The following is a 21,385-nucleotide window of genomic DNA, read 5'->3' as shown; positions in this document are numbered from 1 at the left end:
GGGCTTCGACAATGACATCGCCTGCAAAACAATTCACGCTGCGGACCGCACTGGCCCGCTCGCTGTCGTTCTCGGCGGTCGCCGCGCTGCTGCTGGCCCCTCTCCTTGCACCGGCGGTTGCGGCCGATTCCGACAGGAGTGGTGAAGCCGGAGGGAAAGTAGACTTCTCGACGACCGGCAGCATCGCCGCCAAGACGCGCTTCCTCTCGCTCGGCGTCGGCAAGTCGATGGTGGTCGACCTGCCGCGCGAAGCCAAGGACGTGCTGGTCGCCGATCCCAAGATCGCCAACGCGGTGATCCGCTCGGCGCAGCGCGCCTATATCATCGGCGCGGCGGTCGGCCAGACCAACGTGGTGTTCTTCGATGCCGACGGCCAGCAGGTCGCCTCCTACGACATCGCGATCAAGCGCGATCTCAACGGCATGCGCGCCGCGCTCAAGCAGATGCTGCCGGGCGTCAATATCGAGGGCGTCGGCGACAGCGTGGTGCTGACCGGCACGGTGGCGAGCCCGGTCGAGGCGCAGCAGGCCGGCGACATCGCGGCCAAGCTGGTCGGCGCCGCCGACAAGGTCGTCAACTCGATCGTGGTGCGCGGCCGCGACCAGGTGATGCTGAAGGTCACCGTCGCCGAGGTGCGCCGCGACGTCATCAAGCAGCTCGGCGTCGATCTCAGCGCCAGCATGAACTTCGGCACCGCGGCGGTGGCTTTCAACAACAGCAACCCGTTCACCGCGAACAGCGCCGCACTCGTCCCCGGCAACCAGCTGACCGGCGCGGCTCTCAACAAGCTGGGCCAGGCGTCGGTGACCGCAACGTTGCGCGCGATGGAGAGCGCCGGCGTGGTGCGCACGCTGGCGGAGCCCAACCTGACCGCCATCTCGGGTGAATCGGCAACCTTCATTTCGGGCGGCGAGTTTCCGATTCCGACCGGCGTGACCTGTCAGACCACGACCTCGGGCACGATCGGAAACTGCGTTCAGACCGTCAGCTTCAAGAAGTTCGGCATCTCGCTCAACTTCACGCCGGTGGTGCTGTCGGAGGGGCGGATCAGCCTGAAGGTGATGACCGAGGTCTCCGAGGTCTCGACCGAGAACTCGCTGACCGGCGGCCAGAACGGAACGACGATTCCCTCGATCAAGACCCGCCGCGCCGACACCACGCTGGAGATCCCCTCCGGCGGCTCGATCGCCATGGCCGGATTGATCCAGCAGCAGACCAAGCAGGCCATCAACGGCATGCCCGGCGTCGATCAGATCCCGGTTCTCGGCCAGCTGTTCCGGAGCCAGGACTTCGTCAACAACGAGACCGAGCTGATGGTCATCGTGACGCCCTATGTGGTGCGCGCCGTCGCCCAGAAGGAGCTGTCGCGTCCGGATGACGGATTTGCCCCGGCCTCCGACGCCCAGTCGGCGCTGCTCGGGCGCATCAACCGGATCTACGGCATCGCCGCCCGGGCCGAGCCGGTCGGCGCCACGCCGGCCAATTTCGGCTTCATCATCGACTGACGCGGGGCATCAGGGGTTGGGGGATCGAACGATGACACGCAACACAACAGCCGGCCGCACCAAAACACTGCCGATGTTCGGCGCCCTCCTCGTTGCGGGGGTCGCGCTCGGCGGCTGCAATCTGACCGGCGACGGCGTGACCGGAAGCGTCCCGGACGACTACCGGCAGCGCCATCCGATCGCGGTCACCGAAGGCGAGCAGTCGATCGTGGTGTTCGTCGGCCGTGGCCGCGGCAACCTGACCGAGACCCAGCGCGACGACGTGATGGGGCTGGCGCGCAACTGGCGCCGCGAAGGCACCGGCGCGATCGCGGTCGACGTGCCGGTCGATACCCCGAACTCGCGCTCCGCGCAGGCGGTGTATCAGGAGATCCGCGGCCTGCTCGCGTCGATGGGCGTGCCCGGCCACGCCATCACCAGGCGCGCCTACAATGTCGACGATCCGCGCGCGCTCGCCACCATCCGCCTCAGCTATCCGAAGATGGCCGCGGTCGCCGGCCCCTGCGGGGTCTGGCCCGCCGACCTCGGGCCGAATATCTACAATCCGAACTACAACGAGAACAAGCAGTTCGACAATTTCGGCTGCGCCTCGCAGCGCAATCTGGCGGCGATGGTCGCCAATCCGTCCGACCTCGAGCAGCCGCGCAGCGAGACCGCCGCCTACACGCCGCGCCGCACGATCGCGTTTGACAGATACCGCAGGGGTGAGTCGACCGCGACCACCTATTCCGAAGTTGAAAAAGCCAAGCTGAGCGACGCCGCGAAATGACTGCTCCACAGCAAGACGAGCCATCGCACGCCGACGATTACATCGCGCCGGCGCCGCGGATTTCCGTGCAGGCGTTCTGCGCCAGCGTCGCGACCGCGACGACGGCGCGCGCCGCCGCCGAGGACCGCCGGCTGGCCAAGGCCCACCTCTCCGTCCACATGGGCGGAATCGTGGCTGCGATCGACACCTATCACAAGGCGCCGACGCCCAACGTCATCGTGCTGGAGACCGAGCCCGACAAGGATTTCCTCGCCGGCCTCGACGAGCTCGCCACCGTCTGCGATCCCGGCACCCGCGTCGTCGTGCTCGGCACTCCCGGCGAGATGGCGCCCTATCGCGAGCTGGTGCGGCGCGGCGTCAACGACTACGTGGTCGGGCCGGTCAAGGTGCTCGACATCGTGCGCTCGATCTGCAGCCTGTTCTCGGCCTCGGAAGCGGTCTCGGTCGGCCGCCTGATCGCGGTCGCGGGCGCCAAGGGCGGCGTCGGCGCCTCGACCATCGCCCACAACGTCGCCTGGACCATCGCGCGCGATCTCGGCCTCGATTCGGTCGTCATCGATCTCGACCTCGCGTTCGGCACCGCCGGCCTCGACTACAACCAGGATCCGGTGCAGGGCATCGCCAACGCGGTGTTCGCGCCCGAGCGTCCTGACACCGCCTTCATGGACCGCCTGCTCGCCAAGTGCAGCGACCATCTGAGCCTGCTGGCGGCGCCGGCCACGCTCGACCAGGTCTACGATTTCGGCGCCGATGCGTTCGACGCCATCTTCGACACGATGCGCATGACGACGTCCTGCATCGTGCTCGACGTGCCGCATCAATGGACCGCCTGGACCAAGCGCGTGCTGGTCGGCGCCGACGACATCCTGATCGTCGCCGAGCCCGACCTCGCCAACATGCGCAACACCAAGAACATGCTCAATCTGCTGAAGTCGGCGCGCCCCAATGACCGCCCGCCGCTCTACTGCCTGAACCAGGTCGGCATGCCGAAGCGGCCCGAGATCGAGGTCAAGGAATTCGCCAAGTCGATCGAGAGCCAGCCGATCGCGGCGATCCCGTTCGACTGCCGCCTGTTCGGCGAGGCCGCCAACAACGGCCAGATGATCGCGGAAGTTTCTGCACGCCACCGCACCACAAAAACCTTCCTGCAGATCGCACAGCGCCTGACCGGCCGCCCCGATCTCGCCGAGGAACGCGAGTCGCTGCTGTCGCCGATCCTCAAGCGGCTGCAGGGGCGCCGGGCTGCCGGCTAATCACCTGATGATGGCTTGATGGAGCTAGTCGCGGCGGCTGGTCGCGACCGGAATCTTGTCGGTGTCGGCGCGGCTGGCTTCCTTGCGCGCCAACAGCCGCTTCAGCGCGGCGACGTTGGCGGTGCCCTGCTCCGGCGCCAGATCGGCCTTCATGATGGTCTCGGCGTCGGACTGGCGGCCCTGCAGGCCGACCACGACGGCGAGATTGGTCCGCACCCGCATGTCGCCGGGCGCACGCTCGCGGGCCTTGCGCAGGGTCTCCTCCGCCTTCGGCAGGTCTTTCGAGAGCAGGTAGGACAGGCCGAGATTGGACAGCACCGACGGATCGTCGGGCGTGATCTTCAGAGCGCTGGAATAATACTGGCGGGCCTCGTCATGGCGGTCGAGCTGGTCGAGCACGGCGCCCTGCGCGGACAGGATTCGCCAGTCCGGATCTTCCGGGCTGTGGGCGCGCCCGAGCACCTCGAACGCCTGCTGGAAATTGCCGTTGTCGGCGAGCGCCCGGCCATAGCCCGCCAGCAGCGGCTTGTTGCCGGGCTGGGCCAGCACCGCCTGCTCGAGCACGGCGACCGCCTGGGCCCGCTGCCCGGTGGCGCGCAGCGCCCGGGAATATTTCAGCGTGGCGTCGACGTCCTTGGGATTGGCGCGGACGCGCTCATGATAGGCTTCGATGTCACGCCTGACGTCGCTGGGCGCCGGGCTCGGCTCCGCCATGTCGCCCAATGACCCAGTGATGTCGGACGGCCCCGAGGTCTGGCAGGCGGACAGCCCGATCAGCAGGATCGCGGCAGACATCGTGCCTGCGAAACGGCGCGCGCGGCCTTTTGGTCGGAATGATTTCTCGGGCATCAACGGGACTCGGGAACGGCGAAGGTTCCCGGATGCTCACAGCTTAACCCTAATGCCGGGTTAAGCCCGGTATCATGCCCCCGTCATACCAATGGCCGACACGGCCCAAGGTACGGTCGGGGCGCGGCCAGGCCGCGCCAAAAGCTGCACCGAAATCGGGATCAGTCGACGAACTGGGCGCCGAATTCGTGCCCGATTCGCCAGGCCAGGCGGCACTGGCGCGGCCTGCCGGTCGAGAACAGGATGGTGAATTCCGGCGGAATCTCCAGATATTCGGCGATCACCTTGACGCCGCCGGAGGAAATATCGGTGATCATGCAGTCACGCGGCAGCGAGCCCGTTCCCATCTGGATCTTGGCGACGCTGCGGCACGCACGGCGTTCGCTCTTGCGGCGATTCACAAACATTCTCTGCCCCAACCCTTGCTGGACAATCCTTCGCGTCCAACCGTGATAGCGGGGAAAGATTGGAATCTGCCTAGCGGATCAGCGTGCAGTTTAGCGATTGTGTTCAGCCTTCGTTGACCTGGACCGCCCCCCCGCGAGCCCCGAAGCTGGCTTGGACGAGCCGGAAACCCTCGGGAACAAAAGGGGTTGATCCCCTCCCGATTGGGGTTAGCCTGATCTTTCGACTCGAATTGCCGGGGCGCGGCCGAGCATGGGAACCATGGTCTTACTTGATCTCCTGGGTGGCGTGGCGCTGCTGCTGTGGGGCCTTCATATGGTCCACAGCGGGATTTTGCGCGCTTTCGGCCCCGATCTGCGGCTGTTGCTCGCCAAGGGACTGACCAACCGCTTCACAGCATTTGCCGCCGGCCTCGGCCTGACCGCCCTGCTCCAGAGCTCGACCGCGACGGCCCTGATCACGAGTTCGTTCGCCGCCGAGGGGCTCGTCAGCCTGGTGCCGGCGCTCGCCATCATGCTGGGCGCCAATGTCGGCACCACCCTGATCGTGCAGGTGCTGTCGTTCAACGTCGCGGCCGTCGCGCCTGTGCTGTTCGTGGTCGGCCTCGTCGCATTCCGCAGCGGGCCGCGCTCGAAGGTGAAGGATCTCGGCCGCGTCTCGATCGGCCTCGGCCTGATGCTGCTGGCGCTGCATATCCTGCTCGACACCCTGGCGCCCGCGGAGAACGCGCCGGGGATGCGGGTCTTCATGAACGCGATCACCGGCGATCCGGTGCTCTGCATCCTGATCGGCGCCGTCGTCACCTGGCTGGTGCATTCCAGCGTCGCCAGCGTGTTGCTGGTGATGTCGCTGGCCTATTCGCAGTTCATCTCGCCCTACGCCGCGTTTGCGCTGGTGCTCGGCGCCAATCTCGGCAGCGCGATCAATCCGCTGATCGAGGGTGCGCGGCGCGACAATCCGGCGAGCTACCGCTTGCCGGTCGGCAATCTCGTCAACCGCCTCGTCGGCATCCTCTTGATCGCGCCGTTCCTGCGCCCGATCACCGAGCACATCCAAGCCTGGCAGCCCGATCTCGCCAAGGCGACCGCGCAATTCCACATCGCGTTCAATGTCGCGACCGCCGTGCTGTTCATCGGCGTGCTCGACGGCATGGCGCGCCTGCTCACGCGCTTCCTGCCGGCGCGCGTGCAGGAGACCGACCCGTCACGGCCGCGCTATCTCGACGAAACCGCACTGGAGACGCCCTCGCTCGCCCTGACCGATGCCTCGCGCGAGGTGCTGCACATGGGCGATTACGTCGAAGCCATGCTGCGCAAGGTGATGGCGGCGATGATGACCAACGATCGCGGCCTGGTTGACCAGGTCTCGAAGATGGACAACAGCGTCGACAGCCTCAACGAGGCGATCAAGCTCTACGTCACCAAGCTGACCCGCGGCAGCCTCGACGAGCGCGAGGGCCAGCGCGCCATGGAGATCGTCGCCTTTGCGATCAATCTCGAGCATATGGGCGACATCATCGACAAGAATTTGAGCGAGCTCGCGACCAAGAAGATCAAGCGCCGGCTGCAATTCTCCAGCGAGGGCGCCGAGGAATTGTCGGCCTTCCACAAGCGAACCATCGATTCGCTGCGCATTGCGTTCGGCGTGTTCATGTCCGGCGACGCCAATGAGGCGCGCAAGCTGCTGACCGAGAAAGCCGCGTTGCGCGCGGTCGAGCTCGCAGCCGTCGACCGCCATCTGGAACGGCTGCGCGAAGGCCGCCCCGAGACCATCGAGACCACCTCGCTGCATCTCGACGTGCTGCGCGATTTGCGCCGCATCCATTCGCACATCTGCTCGGTCGCCTATCCGGTGCTGGATGCCACCGGCGAGACCGCGGCCGATCGCAGCCGCGACGCGGAGGTGGACCCACTGCCGGCCGCGCCGTCGCCGGGCCGGCCGTAAGGGGCGACCGCGCCACACGTCGTCGGGCGGGATCACACCCTTCTTGAGGATGAAATTGCCATAGAAGCGGCGCTCGCCGGTCTGGATGATGCAGTAGGCCTTGCGCGCCGCCTCGTAGAAGGCAAACCGTTCGATCGCGCCCATCGGCGATGCGCGCCCCTGTGCGGCATCGATCTCGTGCTGCACCTCGCGCCGCACGGGCGGGATTTCGTGGGGCCGGCCGACCACCTCCATCGTCGTCACCGGCGTGTCGACAAAGGTGTCGAGCGGCAGCACCGACAGGATGGCGCGGGCGGCCCGCGGCGCGGTCACGTTGTCGATGCGCAGCAGTTTGCCCAGCACGGTCTGCCGCGCCACCGTGTCGGCCGGGAAATTGGTGTCGCAGAGCACCAGCTCGTCGCCATGCCCCATCGATCGCAACGCGTGAAGCACATCCGCGTTGAGCAGCGGATCGATTGATTTCAGCATGCTGCGCGCCTCCCTCGGTGTCCCCGGGCCGCGACGGATTCGGCTAGGGCGTGTACCCATAAGTATCGCGTCCGCTTTGGTCTCCGAAGCTGACGTAGAAGCCGACGGCGCTGCATGTCGGCCTCGGGCCATTACCGGACATTCACCACATCGCATGACCGCTCCAGCCTGTCGCTACTTTGGGTAGGCAAACCATTGCCGCGCATCTAGTTTCGCGAGAGGTTGGATGATCTTTATCGCGGGAGGCACAATGCCACTCTACACTTATGTAGCGGTCTACAAAGACTCTAGCTATATCGCTCAGAAGAGGCGCAGCAACTACCAAGGCTTTAGCGATTGGATCGAGGCACTACCGGCCGGGCTACAAAAGAAGGCCGCCCCGAGCATGTACGCTGGGTTTGAACCTGTTCCAAATCGAAAGAATGTTTGGCGACGGACTCAGACGATTGACGACAGTGAACTTGTCGTCATCGCTATCCAGACCGACAGCTGAGTTTCCTTCGAATGTCCACTTTGGGTCAAAAGCCGATCACGACGGCCGTCTTGACCTTGGTCGGCTTCTCTCCCGAAAGCGGATATTACTGAGGCCACAAGCTGACTAGATCCGATTTAGGGTTTGGTCCACTCCGGGCCAGTACCGGCAAGGCGGCACTCACGGACACCAAACTCGTTTTTCAGGCACTTTGCGGTACCAAAAATGGCCGCTTGCTTTTGCGCGAACGCTTTGGACCACGCCCGCATGTCTGCCCTCCCGACCGCTTCCAACATCACCCCGCGCGCAGGATCGTCTCGAAGCGTTCCGAGAATGATTCCCTGTCCGATGCCAGCGCGGGTGCAGCCTCCCATGTAGACAAATATCCTCAGGTACTTGGCATCGATTGATCCCTTAATCATTCGATCAACTCGCGCGTTCATTACGATCATCTGATTGCCACGGGCGTCGCCCATTTGCGTCTCGTCATAGATCGTCGCCTCGATAACAACCGGCGCGTCGATGTCGGTCGGGACATGCTCGAATATGATGCCGCGTTCGAAGCTTGGCCCCAGACAGGCAAATGCGCTGGTGCAAAGAATGCAACAGGCGGCCAGAGAAATCGCCAATGTGCGTATATTGGCAAGCCGGTTGTTGATCATTGCAAGAGAATGCCGACTCCCTGCGATGTCTGCAACGGGCCATAAGCTGATGGCGACTCAACTGGGCAACTTCCGCCTATGACTCGAAGCCCCCGTTCATGCGCACGCGCCCTAGCGATCCAGCGTCTTCGATGCGGAGCCGCGGCTCTTGATGATCAGCATGATGTTGTGGATGTAGATCAGCGTGGCGAGGCCCTGCCCGATGATGACGACGGGCTCGCGCTTGGCGAGGCCGTAGATCAGCGTCATCAGGCCGCCGCCCATCGAGAAGAACCAGAACGCAATAGGCACCACGCTCTGGCCGGCGGAAGCTGACGTAGAAGCCGACGGCGCTGCATGTCGGCCGCGGGCCAACAACAGACACGCCTGCTTCCCACTTTTCGAGGGCAAAGCGAACGTCCCGTCATTGCACCCCAGAGGTTCTGCCGTTGACAGTCGGCCGCTTCACCGCTCGAGCGTGGCGAGATAGGCGGCAAGTGCCAAAAAGTCCGCCTCGTCGAGCGCTTTGACCACATCGATCATCGGCTTGCTCTCGGACCCAGCGCGGAAGCCGTGCCGGTATTCGTAGAGCTGGCGGAAGATGTAGGTCGGCGAGCGCCCGGCGATGCCCGGCACGACGTCGGTGCCGGTCAGCTTCTCTCCATGGCAGCCGGCGCAGGCGATCTCCGGCTTCGCGGCCAGCCCACGACCGGCGGCGACGCTACCGGGCGGCACGTAGGCGGTGAAGCGGACGCGCGCGTCGCGGTTGACGAAGCGGCCAACGTCCGCGGGTGTCTCGATGATGCGCACGCCGATCGGCTCGCGTTCATCGCCTTTAGTGACGAAGAACCAGCCGGCGACCGTCGGTTTCGGCACGGTCTCAGTCTCCACCACATCAACCAACTTCTTCGGCTTGATGGCGGCAAAATATTCAGCCGCCGCCTTGATCTCATCGTCGTTCGCAGCCTTGGCGAGCGAGATCATCCATGCTTGCGGAATGCGGTCGGGTAGTGCTGTCGCGCGTTTGCCGCTCCTGTAGTCTTGCATCTGTTGAATAAAATACGCCACCGGCAGGCCGGCGATGTCGGCGTTCTCCGGACCACCCGTTCCAGAGGCACGATGGCAGAAGCCGCAGGCGTAGACGTCAGGCGCGCGGCCGCTCGCCACCACCGTCGGCATCGCCGGATGGTCACCCGGGTGCCAATCCGGTGCCAGGAAGCGATCGCGCGTTTGTGGAACCGTATAGCTCACCGCGCTGTCGGGAACGTGGCGAGGTTGGCCGTCATCGGACGGCGGCTTGAAATCAGGCGGATTGTAAGTGTAGGCCCAGAACGGCGGCTTGTCGGTGGTCTGCGCTTGCGCGCCCGCCGCAGCTACGAGAATTATGGGCAGTGCAACTAACGCCTGAACAGCCGCTCCCAATCGTGCCATGTTCGCCTCCGGCTTTCGGGCAGCGAAGAGATAAACTAGCCTTGAATCCGCGCGGGAACAATTGGCTTGCTTGTTATTGAGGCCGGCCGCCCTGAGGCGCGCTGTGGGTCATAAGTCGCCGATGGCGACCGAACTGAGCAACTTCCGCTTATGACTGGAAGCCGACGTTTATGAGCACACGCTCTAACGATCCAGCGTCTTCGATGCCGCGCCGCGGTTCTTGATGATCAGCATGATGTTGCGGATGTAGATCAGCGTGGCGAGCCCCTGCCCGATGATGATGACCGGCTCGCGCTTGGCGAGGCCATAGATCAGCGTCATCAGGCCGCCGCCCATGGAGAAGAACCAGAACGCCATCGGCACCACGCTCTGGCCGGCGCGCTCGCTGGAGATCCACTGCACCAGGAAGCGCGCGGTGAACAGCAACTGCGCGACGAGCCCGAACGCCAGCCAGAAATCGAACTTGGCGATGAACACGTCGTAGAAATAGGCGTTCAGTGCCTGGCCGTATTGGATCAGCATCAGTTCACCTTCGTCACGCCCGGCACTTTGGCGCCTTCAGCCACTGCAGTGAGGTCCGTTACCTCAGTGACATCGGTCACTTCAGTGACCCCGGTCACCTCGGTGACCACAGGCGTCGGCCTCTTGCGCCGGATCAGCCACCAGACACCGGCGAGATCCATGATCCCGATCCAGAGCCGGTCGAAGAATCCATAGTTCGAGACGCCGGAATGGCGCGGGCGATCGACGACGTCGACATAGGCAATTGCAAAACCTTCGCGGCGGACCAGCGCCGGCAGGAAGCGATGCAGGCCGTCGAAATACGGCATCGCCAGAAACACCTCGCGCGGAAACGCCTTCAACCCGCAACCGGTGTCGCGGGTGCCGTCGCGCAGGATCACGCCGCGCACCGCATTGGCGATCCGCGACTGCAGCTTCTTGAAGCCGGTGTCCTTGCGCCCGACCCGCTGGCCCGCGGCGAGACCGACGCGGCCGCCTCCGCTCTCGATGGCGGAGATCAGGTTTGGCAGGAAGGCCGGGTTGTTCTGGCCATCGCCGTCGAGCGTCGCCACGATCGCGCCGCGCGCCGCCCGCACGCCGCTGCGCACCGCGGCCGACTGGCCGGCGGAGGCGGCGTGGCGAAGCTGCCGCAGGTTGGACCGCTGCGCCATGATCGTGGCGAGCCGTTCGCCGGTGGCGTCGGTCGAGCCGTCGTTGACATAGATGATCTCATACGCCCAGCGACCATCCAGCGCAGCCGCGATCTCGGCGATCAGCGGCGCGATGTTGTCCGCCTCGTTGCGGACGGGCACGACGATGGAAACGGCGACCGTCGTCTGGTCGGAAGCAGGCAAATCGGCTCTCGTAGTTGGTTTGGAGTTCGCGGAACCCGCCCGATCCGGCCGTCGGGCGACCGCTTTTATGGGGCGAAGGCGCTCCTCGCAACCCTTTTGAGGCGCCCGGAGAGCGCCACGACGGTACCGTCGCGATGAATGGCAAAACCAAGGCGGCGGGCGGCGAACCAGTAGCGCACGGCCATGGCGCCGATCACGCCGACCAGCGCGCCGGCCACCACGTCGCTCGGGTGATGGGCCAGCAGCACCAGCCGGGTCGCGGCGATCACCAGCGCATAGACCAGCATGATGACCCGCGCCCGCGGCCACACCGCGGACACCGCGAACGCCAGCGCAAACGCCGTGATGGCGTGCCCCGACGGCAGGCTCGCATAGGCTTCGCTGCCGTTGAAATGCTGGAAGTTGAAGGCATTGGCCTTGCCGCCGACGAACGGCCGGCCGCGGCCGACGATCCATTTCAGCACTTCGCCCACGGCCACCGACAGCGCAACCGACAGAAACAAATATTGCAGCCGGGTCCCGAGGCCTAGCAAGGTCGCGCGCGAGGTGCCATGCAGCGCCGGCGCCGCCAGCGAGACCGCAATCAAGAGACCGCCGAGCGTCCACAGCACGTAGACGTCCTTGCCGAAATTGGTGAGCATCTTCACCCACCACAGGCCCGGCGTATCGCGAGGCGGCATCAGGCTGATCTCCGCGACGTCGACCGCATACATCAGCGTGATGATGACCACGCCGATGACGACGAAGAGCAGCAGCACGTGGCGTGCCGAGCGGCGCGCCGCCTCGGCGCGGCGCGAATGCGACGGCGAGCGCACCAGTTGCGCGAAGGACAGCCAGACCAGCGTCAGCAACCGTCCAAAATAATGCGATGGTTCCACGATTGCCGGTGTCGGCATCTCATCTCACTCCGTTCCTTCGGAGCGGAAGATCGCGATCGAGATCGCCTTGCCCTGCGAGATGTTGTAGCCGTCGACCCGCACCGGCGCGTTGTAGCGCAGCCCGATCGCCTCGGCGCGCTGCACGAAGGCGCGCTCGGAGCGCTGCTCGACCAGCGCGAAGCGGCAGGTGCCATGCGCGAGGAAATCGGCGGCGCCCGATCCATCGGTGAGCAAGGTCGAGGTGTCGGTCATGAACACGAGGCTCGGCTCATGGAAGCCGGCGGCCGCCGCCTTCGGGCCGACGCAGGTGACGTTGCGCAGCGCGCGCGCCACTTCCTGGCTCGGAAACACCGTGTTGAGCCGCGGCAGCACCACGCCGTAGGTGGCGCCCGCGAGCAGCGCCGCGGCGACCACGGCGTTCAGCAGAGAGCGCTCGGCGCGGCTGTCCTCGAACAGCCACCACGCGATCAGGCCGAACACCATCGCGAAGGCAAACAGCGGCCAGGCCGGAAACACCGGCTGATGGATCGCCTTGATCGCGCCGACGATCACCAGTACCGCGGCGATCGCCGGCAGCGCGAACCACCAGGCGGCGCCGCGCACCAACCAGGGCGAGCGCGACAACACCCGCCGTTCCAGCGCGCCGATGGTGAGGATCGCGATCGCCGGATAGAGCGGCAGCACGTAATGCGGCAGCTTGGTCAGCACCGCCTCGAACACGATCCAGGACGGCACCATCCAGGCCAGCAGGAACTGGGCGCCGGGCTCGCGCCGCGCCCGCCAGACCGCCGGCGCCGCCATGCCGGCGAGCGGCGCGGCGGGCCAGAACGTCACCCAGAACAGCAGCAGATAAGTCCCGGGCGGCGCGCCATGGGATTCCTGGGCGCCGAGCTTGCTCAGCATGTCGCCGCCGACGGAGTCCGCAAAGAAGGTGTCGCCGGCGCGCAGAAAGATCAGCACGAACCACGGCAATACGAGCACCAGCGTCCACATCAGGCCCCAGACCGGGCGCAGGCGCCAGAACCAGGCCATCGAGCGGTCGAAGAACGCGACGACGGCCATGGTGAGGCCGACGAACATCAGGATCAGCGGCCCTTTGAGCAGGATACCGACCGCGAGCGCCGTCCAGAAGATTGCAGGCGGGCCCCATGATGGATGCGCAGGATCCTCGCCGCGCTGCCAGGACATGTAGACCCGCGCCATCGCGCCCATCGCCGCGGTGACGGATAGCAGCAGCATGGCGTCGGTCTTGGCGAGCCGCGCCTCGACCCCGAGCAGCACGCAACTCGCCAGCATCAGCGCGGCGAGCACCGCGCCCTGCCGCGTCACGAAGGCGAGCGCCGTCCAGTATGTCAGCAGCACCGCGCCGATGGCGCCGATCAGCGACGGCAGCCGGTAGACCCAGATGCGGACCTGGGCGCGCGGAACCCCGAGCGCCGAAATCGTCTTCAGCGTCGCCGCCTGCATCCAGTAGATGCCGACCGGCTTCTTGTAGCGGACGTCGTCCTGGAAGCGGATGTCGACGAAATCGCCGCTCTCGACCATCTGCTTGGTGGCCTGGGCGAAGCGCACCTCGTCGCGGTCGATCGGCGGGATGGTGAAGAAGCCCGGCAGGAACAGCACCAAGCAGGTCAGCGTCAGGAACAGAATCGAACGCCATTGGCTGGCTGTTGCGAATTCGAACGCCATGAACAGCCTGCGGCTGGAATGCGCAGGCTTTACAGACTGTTGCCCTGCTCCAAAGCGGGGTTGGAGGCTATCCACCATGGGTTTCGCATACGATGAAACCGCAGCGCAAACAACCGTGCTGTTCCGCTTTCCCGCGCGGTCATTGCACGCGGATCACAACTGTGTCCGCGGCGCCAGTGGCGTCGATCACGGTCAGCCGCGCGAAGCCCGGTCCGGGCGGGTCGATCAGGCGCTGGCGCCGGCTGTCGATGTCCCCGGCTGAGACACCATTCACCAGCACGGTCAGCGGCAGCACGCCGCCCGCGACCTTGACCGGCATCGCCGCATAGCGGCCGCCTTCGGAGTGATCGACGTCGATGCGCGAGCCGTTCAGCGGGAACTGGATGTGCGGCGCCTGGTCGCTGCCGGAGCGCACCAGTTCGCCGAGCGGCCGGAACCGGCGCAGCGGCGGCGGTAGCTTTGTGTTGCTGGCGACCAGCACGCCCTTCGGCGGCATTGGCAGCGCCGCCGGAATTTTCCCGGTGCGCGCGAAGGCGTCGAACAGGATCGGCGCCGCCGAGACGCGGCCGACCAGGCCCGGCACCGGCGCGCCGTCCGGACGGCCGACCCAGACGCCGATGGTGATGCGGCCGTCGAAGCCGACCGACCAGGCGTCGCGATAGCCGTAGCTGGTGCCGGTCTTGAACGCGATCCTGCCGTGCACGCCGTTCTCCGGCGGCGGCGTGCCGAGCAGCACGTTGCCGACCTGCCAGGCCGCCGCCTGATCCATCAGCCGCATCGTCTCGCGCTCGTCATTGGCGCGCATGATCTCGCGCAGCGGCTTGGTGGCGCCGAGCCGCGCCAGCCCGGCATAGAGCTGGGTGAGATCCTGCAACGTCACACCGACGCCGCCGAGGCCCATCGCAAGGCCCGGCGTCTCGTCCTTCGGCAGCACCAGACTGGTGCCGGCCTGCTTCAGCCGCGACGACAGCCGGCTGGCGCCGACGCGGTCGAGCAACGCGATCGCCGGCACGTTCAGCGACAGTTGCAGCGCCTTGCGCACCGGCACCGTGCCCTGGAACGTCATGTCGAAATTTTCCGGCGCGTAGGTGCCGAACCGGATCGGGCGATCCTCGATCAAACTGTCCGGATGCACAAAGCCGTCCTCGAACGCGAGGCCATAGATGAACGGCTTCAGCGTCGAGCCCGGCGAGCGCACCGCGCGGGTCATGTCGACCTGCCCGGCCCGCCGCTCGTCGAAATAATCCGGCGAGCCGACCCGCGCCAGCACGTCGCCGCTCTCATTGTCGACCGCGATGATCGCGACCGAGATGTCCGGCCCCTGCACCACAGCGCGGTCATGCGCCAGCGCCTCCAGCGTCTTCTGCAGCGTTGCGTCGAGCGTCAGCTTGATGACCGGCGTGTCCTTCATCGTCGCGATCGCCTGGTCGGCGGAATGCGGCGCCAGGATCGGGATCTGCTTGCGCATCTTCGGCACCGCCGTCGCCTTGGCCTGAACAGCGTCGTCCTTTGAGACCACGCCGTCCTCGACCATGCGGTCGAGCACGCGGTTGCGCGCGATCTGCGCCGCCTCTGGATGGCGATCGAGCCGCCGCCGCTCCGGCGATTGCGGCAGCGCCACCAGCAGCGCGGCTTCCGCCAGCGACAGCCGTTTCGGCTCCTTGCCGAAATAGGCGATCGAGGCGGCGCGCACGCCTTCCAGATTGCCGCCGAACGGCGCCAGCGCGAGATAAAGGTCGAGGATCTCTTCCTTGGAGAGCTGCTGCTCCAGCTCGACCGCGCGCACCATCTGGCGCAGTTTTGCGTACAGCGAGCGCTGCTGCCGCGGCTCCATCAGCCGCGCCAGCTGCATCGTGATGGTGGAGCCGCCGGAGACGATGTGACCGCGCGTGCCGAGCTGGAACGCGGCGCGCGACAGCGCCAGCGGATCGACGCCGTGATGCTCGTAGAACCGCTTGTCCTCATAGGCGAACAAGAACTTCAGATAGGTCGGATCGACCGAGGTCTTGGCATCGGCCGGCAGCCGCCAGCGCCCGTCCGCCATCGCATAGGCGCGCAGCAATTTGCCGTTACGGTCGATCACCGTGGTCGAAACCTGCCTCGCCTGGTCGAGCGGCAACGGCCCGAGCGAGGCGACCCAGGCGGCGAAGGCGCCGGTCGCAAGCATGCCGGCGACGGCACAGCCTGCCGCCGCCACCTTGAGCCATCGCCAGCGCGATGGCCGCGCCGGCGCCATGGTCGCCTTCCCGCTCATTTCGCCGGCCTGACCTCGACCGCGCCGGTGCCGCTGCGGCCGTAGCGCGAGGGGTTGTACATGTCCTCGACATAGGCCTGCGGCAGCACGTATTTGCCCGGCGACACCGCGCGCACGACATAGCCGACCGTGAACACCGACTTGTCGTTGGCGGCGCGGTCGATCGCCGCGGTGAAGCGGTCGTCGCGGAACTCGGTGTTCTTGGCTTCCACGCCGTCCTCGATCCAGCTCAGCGTGCCGGAATCGCCCGACGACACCAGATGCGGGTTGTCGATCTCGAGCCCGGCCGGCAGATAGTCGGCCACCATGATGTGCCCGAACTCCGGCCGCGCCTCCGTCACCTTCAGGACGACAGCGAAACGGTCGTTCTGTTTCGCCTTGGTCACGTCGGCCGGCTTGCCGTCGAGCGTAAAGTAGCTGCGCTCGATCTTGAAGCCGTTGGCGGCGGCGGGCTCCGGCGTGACCGGCGAGCCCGACACCGAGATCACCGCCTGCACCGGCGCATCGCCGGTGTTGGTGATCTTCAGCGGCTGGCTCGCCATCTCCTCGGCCTTGTAGCTGCGATAGACCGCGGTCTTGACCGGCTGGCCGTTGATGTCGAGCGTCAGCGCCTCCTTGGCGAGCGCGCGTGCCGCCAGCACCATCCACGCATTCTCCTGCGTCGAGGTGTAGGGCGTGAGCCCGCGCGCGGCTTCGACCCGCAGCACCGCCTGGGTCAGGGTCGCGCGCGGCGCGTTGCCCTCGCCGGCCAGCGAGACCAGCGCCGCCGCATCGCGCAGCGCCGAGCCGTAGTCGACGCGGCCGAACTCGAACGCCGGCTTCGGGTTCAGGGCGTCGAGCGCGGAGCCATAGACCCGCTCGGCGCGCGCCTTGTCGCCGACCAGCGCCAGCGCCGCGGCAAGCTGCGCCTTGGAGATCGGCGTCGCCAGATTGTTCAGCTTGGTGTCCGCGAGATAGCGCAGGTCGCCGATCGGCGCGGCGCCGTTGCGCGCGAGCACGTAGAGGCCGTAGGCCAGATCGCGGCCGCCGTCCTTCTCCGGCTCGTTGGCGTTGACCACCGAATTCCTGATGCGGTCGAGCGCGTTCTTGAACAGCACGTCCGGCACCGCAAAGCCCTTTTCGCGGGCGCGGGTCAGGAAGTCGGTGACGTAAGCATCGAGCCAAGCGTCGTCGCCGCCCGCCGACCACAGGCCGAACGAGCCGTTGGAGCCCTGCCGCGCCAGCAGCCGCTCGATCGCATCGCGGATGCGCTGGTCGACGGCGGTATCCATCGCCAGATGGGCGCCGGCGGCGAGATCGTTGACGTAGAGCAGCGGCAGCGCGCGGCTCGTGATCTGCTCGGAGCAGCCATAGGGGTAGCGGTCGAGCGCCTTCAAGATGCTCGCCGCGTCGAGCGCGGTCGACAGCGACGCCGAGAGCGAGACGCTGCCGGTGCCCGGCACGAGGTCGGAGAACATGTCCGCGGTCAGCGTCAGGCTCTCGCCCTTCGCCAGCGTGCGGATCGAGCGGCGCGCCAGCACTTGCGTGGCCGGCTTGACGTCGAGCGCATAGTGCCGCGCCAGGGTCAAGCCGTTCGGCCCTGCGATGTCGACGTCGAAACTGGCCTGTCCGGCGGTCGCGGCAGCAAGTTCGAACGAAATCGAGGTGCGCTGCTTGGCGGCGAGTTGAACGGTCTTGCTGAGGGTCGCTATACCGCCGTTCGTCATCAGAAGCTTGTCCGAGTTGCCGGAGAGCCTTGCTGGTCCTGACGCCGACGACTTCACGCCGATCGTATAGCTGCCAGGCGCGCCTTCGACATTGTCGATGTCCATGCTCAGCGTGCCCTTGTCGCCGGTGAGCAGGAAGCGCGGCAAGGTCGCGGTCAGAACCACGGGATCGCGGATGATCACGTCGGTGGTGGCGCGGCCGAGTTTGGTCGCGCTCCATGCCACCGCCATCACCCGCGCGGTGCCGGCGAACTCCGGGATGTCGAAGCTGATCTCGGCGGTGCCGTCGGGACCGACGGTGACGATGCCGGAATACAGCGCCAGCGGTTTTTGCGTGGGCGGCGAGCCCTGCAGCTCGGCTCCCCCTGCGTCACCACCGCTGCGGATCTGGCCGGCCGTACCCTGCATGCCGTCGATCAGCTGGCCATAGAGGTCGCGGATTTCAGCGGTGAGACGGCGCTGGCCGAGATAGTAATCGTCCGGCGCCGGCGGCTTGTAGTTGGTGAGGTTGAGGATGCCGACATCGACGGCTGCCAGCACCACCTTGGCGTCCTCGCCGGGATTGAGCCCGCCGAGTTTTACGGGGATCTTCAGCGTCGAGCCCGGCCGCACCAAGGCGGGCGGCGACAGCTCGACCGCGAGCGTGCGGGTCTTCTTGTCGATGCCGAACCATTTCAGGCCGATCGCGCGGCCCGGCATGCGGCCGGCGGCGACGTCGAGCGGACGGCGCAGCGTCGTCAGCACATAGGCGCCGGTGCCCCAGTCCTTGCCGACCGGGATTTTCACCTGCTGGGTGCCTTCCTTGACGTCGACGCTTTGCGTGGTCAGCAGGCGGTCGCCGAGCACATAGACCGTGAGCTTGCCGGCGGTGCGCGCATTCACCGTAACAGTCATGGTGTCGCCGGAGGCGTATTCCGGCCGGTCGATCGAGGTCTCCAAGAGATCGGGCGTGTCGGCGCTGCCGTCGGAATACCAGCCGACGTCGAACTGCACCGAGGTCACCGGACCGTCGGCATCGGTCGACTTGACGTCGAGCCGGTAGCGGCCGGGCTGCGGCTGGAAGGTCAGCCGTTGCGCCTTGTCGGCGACGAGATTGACGTCACCGTCGGCGACGCGGCGGGTCGACTTCACCGGTTCGTAATTCCACGACGAGTTCTGCCGGTACCACTGGTAGCGCGACTCCAGCTTCAGCAGCTCATAGCGCAGCCCGCTGCGCGCGAGCTGCTTGCCGTCGGGCGCGACGAACACGACGTCGAACTCGGCCTTGTCGCCCTCGGCCACGCTCTTGTCGCCGAACACAGGCTTGATGCCGATCAGCGAAGTCGCGGGCGCCACCGGCAGCACGATCTTGCGCTCGACCGAGCGGCCGCCGGTCTCCGCCATACGGATGAAGATCTGGGCCTCCTGCGGCCGGGTCGAGGCCGGCGCCTTCTCGAGCTTGACGGGGAACGTCGCCGCGCCCTTCTCGTCGGCCTCGGGGAGGTCTGCGATCGGGGTGCGCTCGTTGCTCGCGCTCTCCTCGTCGGCGACGCCGAACTTGTAGCCGGGATAGCCGGGCCGCCCGGACGCCGCTGACGTCACCAGCATGTCGCCCTCGAGCTGCAGGCCGGAGGCCGGCGCACCGTAGAGGAAATGGCCGCTGACCTGAAGTTCAACTGGAACTTCAGCTTTGATCGTCTTCTCCTTGCTGGTGAGATCGAATTCGATCCGCTCCGGGATGTAGTCCTCGACCATGAAGGTGGTTTCGCCGACCGAGCTCGCCTTGGGGTCGGTGAAGACGCGGGCCCGCCAGGTGCCCGACGGCACCGCCGAGTTCAGCGCCACCGCCAGCGAGCGGCCGCCGGCGCCCTGGTCGGGCAGCACGGCGCGGCGGAATTCGACGCCGTCGGGGCGCTCGATCACCATTGTCAGCGGCGTCCCGGTCAGGGCGTTGCCCTGGCCGTCGCGCAGCAGCGCGGTGAGATAGACGGTCTCGTTGGAGCGGTAGACGCCGCGCTCGGCATAGACGAAAGCGTCGGCCCCGGCCGGGATCGCCCGCCCGGCAACGCCGCGATCGGTGAGGTCGAAGGCGTTGGTCTTCAGGCTGAGGAAGGCATAGTCCGCCTTCTCGCCCATCACGGTCAGCAGCGCCGGCGACAACCCGCCCTCGCCCCGCGCCAGCCCCTGCTCGAACAGCACGTGCCCGGCCGCATCGGTCTTGCGGGTGGCCAAAATCTCGTTGTTGCGGGCGACCAGCTTCACCTCGGCATTGGCAACCGGCTCGGTCGAGGCCAGCGAATTCACGAACACATGAATACCGTCATTGCCGGAGAACGCCGACAGGCCCATGTCGGAGACGATGAACCACTGCGTCGCCAGCGAGCTATCCTCGTCGGACCCCGGGCTCTTGGCCGAAGCCGTCATCACATAGACGCCCGGCTGCAGATCGCCGAGCGCCTGGTCGACCGGAAACGCCGTGACGACGTCCTGGTTCAGAGTAGCAGCGGTCGACAGCTCGCCGGACCAGACCTTGACGCCGCGCTGGTCGCCGAGGTCGGTGAGCTGGTAGCGGCTCAGCGTGCTCTGGAAGTCGGAATCGATCACCGTGTTGATTAGGTTGCGGTCGCCGATCCGGAACACGTCGACCGTCACCGCCGGCGTGTTGACGCTGACCAGCGGGATGCCGCGCTGTCCGGTCCGCGGCAGCACATAGGCGCGGCCGGTGAAGCGCACGAACGGCTTGCGGTCGCGGACATAGATGTTGAACTCGGCCGATTTCGGTAAGCCCTCCTTGACACCAGACGGCAGGCCGGCGCGCAGGTTGATGTTGTAGCGCTCGCCGTGCTTCAGCCCGTCGACGCAGAGCTGCTTGCCCTCGGCCGACAGCGCCGGCTTGTCGGTGCCGGCCAGCGCGAGGTATGGCGCGAAGTCGACGCGCTTTGCCAGTTCCTCCGAGAACTGGAAGCAGGCCCGCGGCGAAGCCGAATCGGAATCGACGGTGTAGTCGAGCAGCCGGAAACCGTGCTCGTCGCGCATCCGCTCGTATTGCCCTCTGATATCGGCGACCTCGCGGATGTCGAGCGACAGCCGCAGCGCATCGAGCGCCGGCCGCCACAGTTTGCGTTCGGACAATGCCTTGCCGAGCACGGCGAGCGCATCGGCCTCCTCGCCGGCGTTGCCGGCGCGCTGATAGGCGATGTAGGCCGCGGTCGAGGCGCGCTCCATCAGAAACGTCTGCTCGCTGGACGAGACCGTGCGGATCTGGAAGATGGTTTTTGCCAGCTTGAGCCAGTTGGCGCCGTCCTCCGGCGCCACCGCCGCGATCTGGCCGAGGATGCGCAGCCCGCCTCTCGCATCGTTCTTCGCCAAGGCCGCATCCGCGTCGGTGCGCAGGCTCGCCGCCGGCTTGTTGACGGCGCCGGCCTCGGTCTTGATCTGGGTCTCCAGCTTGATCGCCGAATCGGCCAGATCGTCGCGCTTGAAGGCCTTGTCTGCGGCCGTGGCGCTCACGATGCCAAGCGCCAGCGCGGCGCAAACTGCGGCGGCCCGAACCAAACCGATCATGATGGAGCTCCCAAGAGCGCCGCGGACCTCTGCCCGCGTGCGGCTAAAACATGCGCGAAAACGTGACGGAGTGAAGGCGTCGAGATGAACGGACGAATACGTCACAGCTTCCATTGCCGGCAATCCTTCGACCAGCGCTTACCCGCCGCCGCCACATCGCGCGGCCAGCCGGACAGACGCCAGGGGAACGCCCCTGCGGCACACCCCTGCACGCCTTTGTCGC

General features: G+C 66.5%; 15 protein-coding genes and 2 pseudogenes. 5 read left to right on the top strand and 12 right to left on the bottom strand.

Going from position 1 to position 21,385, the window contains the following annotated elements; all coding sequences use genetic code 11:
- The first annotated feature begins 11 nt into the window (after positions 1–11).
- Genes XH93_RS21505 through XH93_RS21495 form a run of 3 tightly spaced genes read left to right on the top strand, consistent with a single transcriptional unit; the run spans position 12 to position 3,527 of the window.
- Positions 12–1,505, top strand: coding sequence for a type II and III secretion system protein family protein (locus tag XH93_RS21505; protein WP_194469066.1), 1,494 nt, complete (start codon positions 12–14; stop codon positions 1,503–1,505).
- A gap of 31 nt (positions 1,506–1,536) precedes the next feature.
- On the top strand, positions 1,537–2,274 hold the full coding sequence (locus XH93_RS21500) for a CpaD family pilus assembly protein (protein ID WP_194469065.1): 738 nt from the start codon (positions 1,537–1,539) through the stop codon (positions 2,272–2,274).
- Positions 2,271–3,527 carry an AAA family ATPase gene (locus XH93_RS21495; RefSeq protein WP_194469064.1) on the top strand — a complete coding sequence of 419 codons (1,257 nt, stop codon included), beginning with the start codon at positions 2,271–2,273 and terminating at the stop codon, positions 3,525–3,527. The genes XH93_RS21500 and XH93_RS21495 overlap by 4 nt, the downstream gene beginning before the upstream one ends.
- Before the next feature lie 24 nt (positions 3,528–3,551).
- Here XH93_RS21495 and XH93_RS21490 read toward each other — a convergent pair whose 3' ends face one another.
- Together XH93_RS21490 and XH93_RS21485 are read right to left on the bottom strand one after the other, a co-directional pair.
- Positions 3,552–4,322 carry a tetratricopeptide repeat protein gene (locus tag XH93_RS21490; RefSeq protein WP_246799264.1) on the bottom strand — a complete coding sequence of 257 codons (771 nt, stop codon included), beginning with the start codon at positions 4,320–4,322 and terminating at the stop codon, positions 3,552–3,554.
- Between the two features lie 215 nt (positions 4,323–4,537).
- Complete coding sequence (locus XH93_RS21485) at positions 4,538–4,783, bottom strand: PilZ domain-containing protein (protein WP_139483729.1); 246 nt, start codon at positions 4,781–4,783, stop codon at positions 4,538–4,540.
- A gap of 250 nt (positions 4,784–5,033) precedes the next feature.
- Here XH93_RS21485 and XH93_RS21480 point away from each other — a divergent pair, with 250 nt between their 5' ends.
- The gene (locus XH93_RS21480; protein ID WP_194469062.1) at positions 5,034–6,725 is read left to right on the top strand and encodes a Na/Pi cotransporter family protein; all 1,692 of its coding nucleotides are present in this window, start codon (positions 5,034–5,036) and stop codon (positions 6,723–6,725) included.
- A gap of 21 nt (positions 6,726–6,746) precedes the next feature.
- Here XH93_RS21480 and XH93_RS21475 read toward each other — a convergent pair.
- Positions 6,747–7,193: pseudogene (locus XH93_RS21475) on the bottom strand (RbsD/FucU family protein); the annotation flags it as partial.
- A 250-nt stretch (positions 7,194–7,443) separates the two neighbouring features.
- Here XH93_RS21475 and XH93_RS21470 point away from each other — a divergent pair.
- Positions 7,444–7,686, top strand: coding sequence for a hypothetical protein (locus XH93_RS21470; protein WP_194469061.1), 243 nt, complete (start codon positions 7,444–7,446; stop codon positions 7,684–7,686).
- Positions 7,687–7,802: 116 nt separating this feature from the next.
- Here XH93_RS21470 and XH93_RS21465 read toward each other — a convergent pair whose 3' ends face one another.
- From XH93_RS21465 to XH93_RS21425, 9 genes and pseudogenes are all read right to left on the bottom strand, one after another.
- Complete coding sequence (locus XH93_RS21465; protein WP_194469060.1) at positions 7,803–8,327, bottom strand: hypothetical protein; 525 nt, start codon at positions 8,325–8,327, stop codon at positions 7,803–7,805.
- Positions 8,328–8,438: 111 nt separating this feature from the next.
- Positions 8,439–8,645, bottom strand: a pseudogene (locus XH93_RS42400) (lipid-A-disaccharide synthase N-terminal domain-containing protein); the annotation flags it as partial.
- Between the two features lie 126 nt (positions 8,646–8,771).
- Positions 8,772–9,737, bottom strand: a complete 966-nt coding sequence (locus XH93_RS21455) for a c-type cytochrome (protein ID WP_246799263.1) — start codon at positions 9,735–9,737, stop codon at positions 8,772–8,774.
- 183 nt (positions 9,738–9,920) lie between these two features.
- Positions 9,921–10,259, bottom strand: coding sequence for a lipid-A-disaccharide synthase N-terminal domain-containing protein (locus tag XH93_RS21450; protein WP_139483734.1), 339 nt, complete (start codon positions 10,257–10,259; stop codon positions 9,921–9,923).
- Positions 10,259–11,092 carry a glycosyltransferase family 2 protein gene (locus tag XH93_RS21445; protein WP_246799262.1) on the bottom strand — a complete coding sequence of 278 codons (834 nt, stop codon included), beginning with the start codon at positions 11,090–11,092 and terminating at the stop codon, positions 10,259–10,261. Before XH93_RS21445 ends, XH93_RS21450 begins: the two co-directional genes overlap by 1 nt.
- Positions 11,093–11,157: 65 nt before the next feature.
- Positions 11,158–11,988 carry a phosphatase PAP2 family protein gene (locus XH93_RS21440; RefSeq protein WP_194469059.1) on the bottom strand — a complete coding sequence of 277 codons (831 nt, stop codon included), beginning with the start codon at positions 11,986–11,988 and terminating at the stop codon, positions 11,158–11,160.
- Between the two features lie 6 nt (positions 11,989–11,994).
- Entirely contained in the window at positions 11,995–13,659 is a 1,665-nt protein-coding gene (locus XH93_RS21435; protein WP_371814765.1) for an ArnT family glycosyltransferase, read from the bottom strand.
- Positions 13,660–13,798: 139 nt separating this feature from the next.
- A complete protein-coding gene (pbpC, locus tag XH93_RS21430; RefSeq protein WP_371815119.1) occupies positions 13,799–15,826 on the bottom strand; it encodes a penicillin-binding protein 1C in 2,028 nt (675 codons plus the stop codon).
- Positions 15,827–15,909: 83 nt separating this feature from the next.
- On the bottom strand, positions 15,910–21,162 hold the full coding sequence (locus XH93_RS21425; protein WP_194469056.1) for an alpha-2-macroglobulin: 5,253 nt from the start codon (positions 21,160–21,162) through the stop codon (positions 15,910–15,912).
- Positions 21,163–21,385 lie beyond the last annotated feature (223 nt).

The organism is Bradyrhizobium sp. CCBAU 51753 (genome assembly GCF_015291565.1).
GTDB classification, from domain to species: Bacteria; Pseudomonadota; Alphaproteobacteria; order Rhizobiales; family Xanthobacteraceae; genus Bradyrhizobium; species Bradyrhizobium ivorense.
Note: the sequence above shows the minus strand (reverse complement) of the source record. Positions and strands in the feature narration are given on the sequence as shown.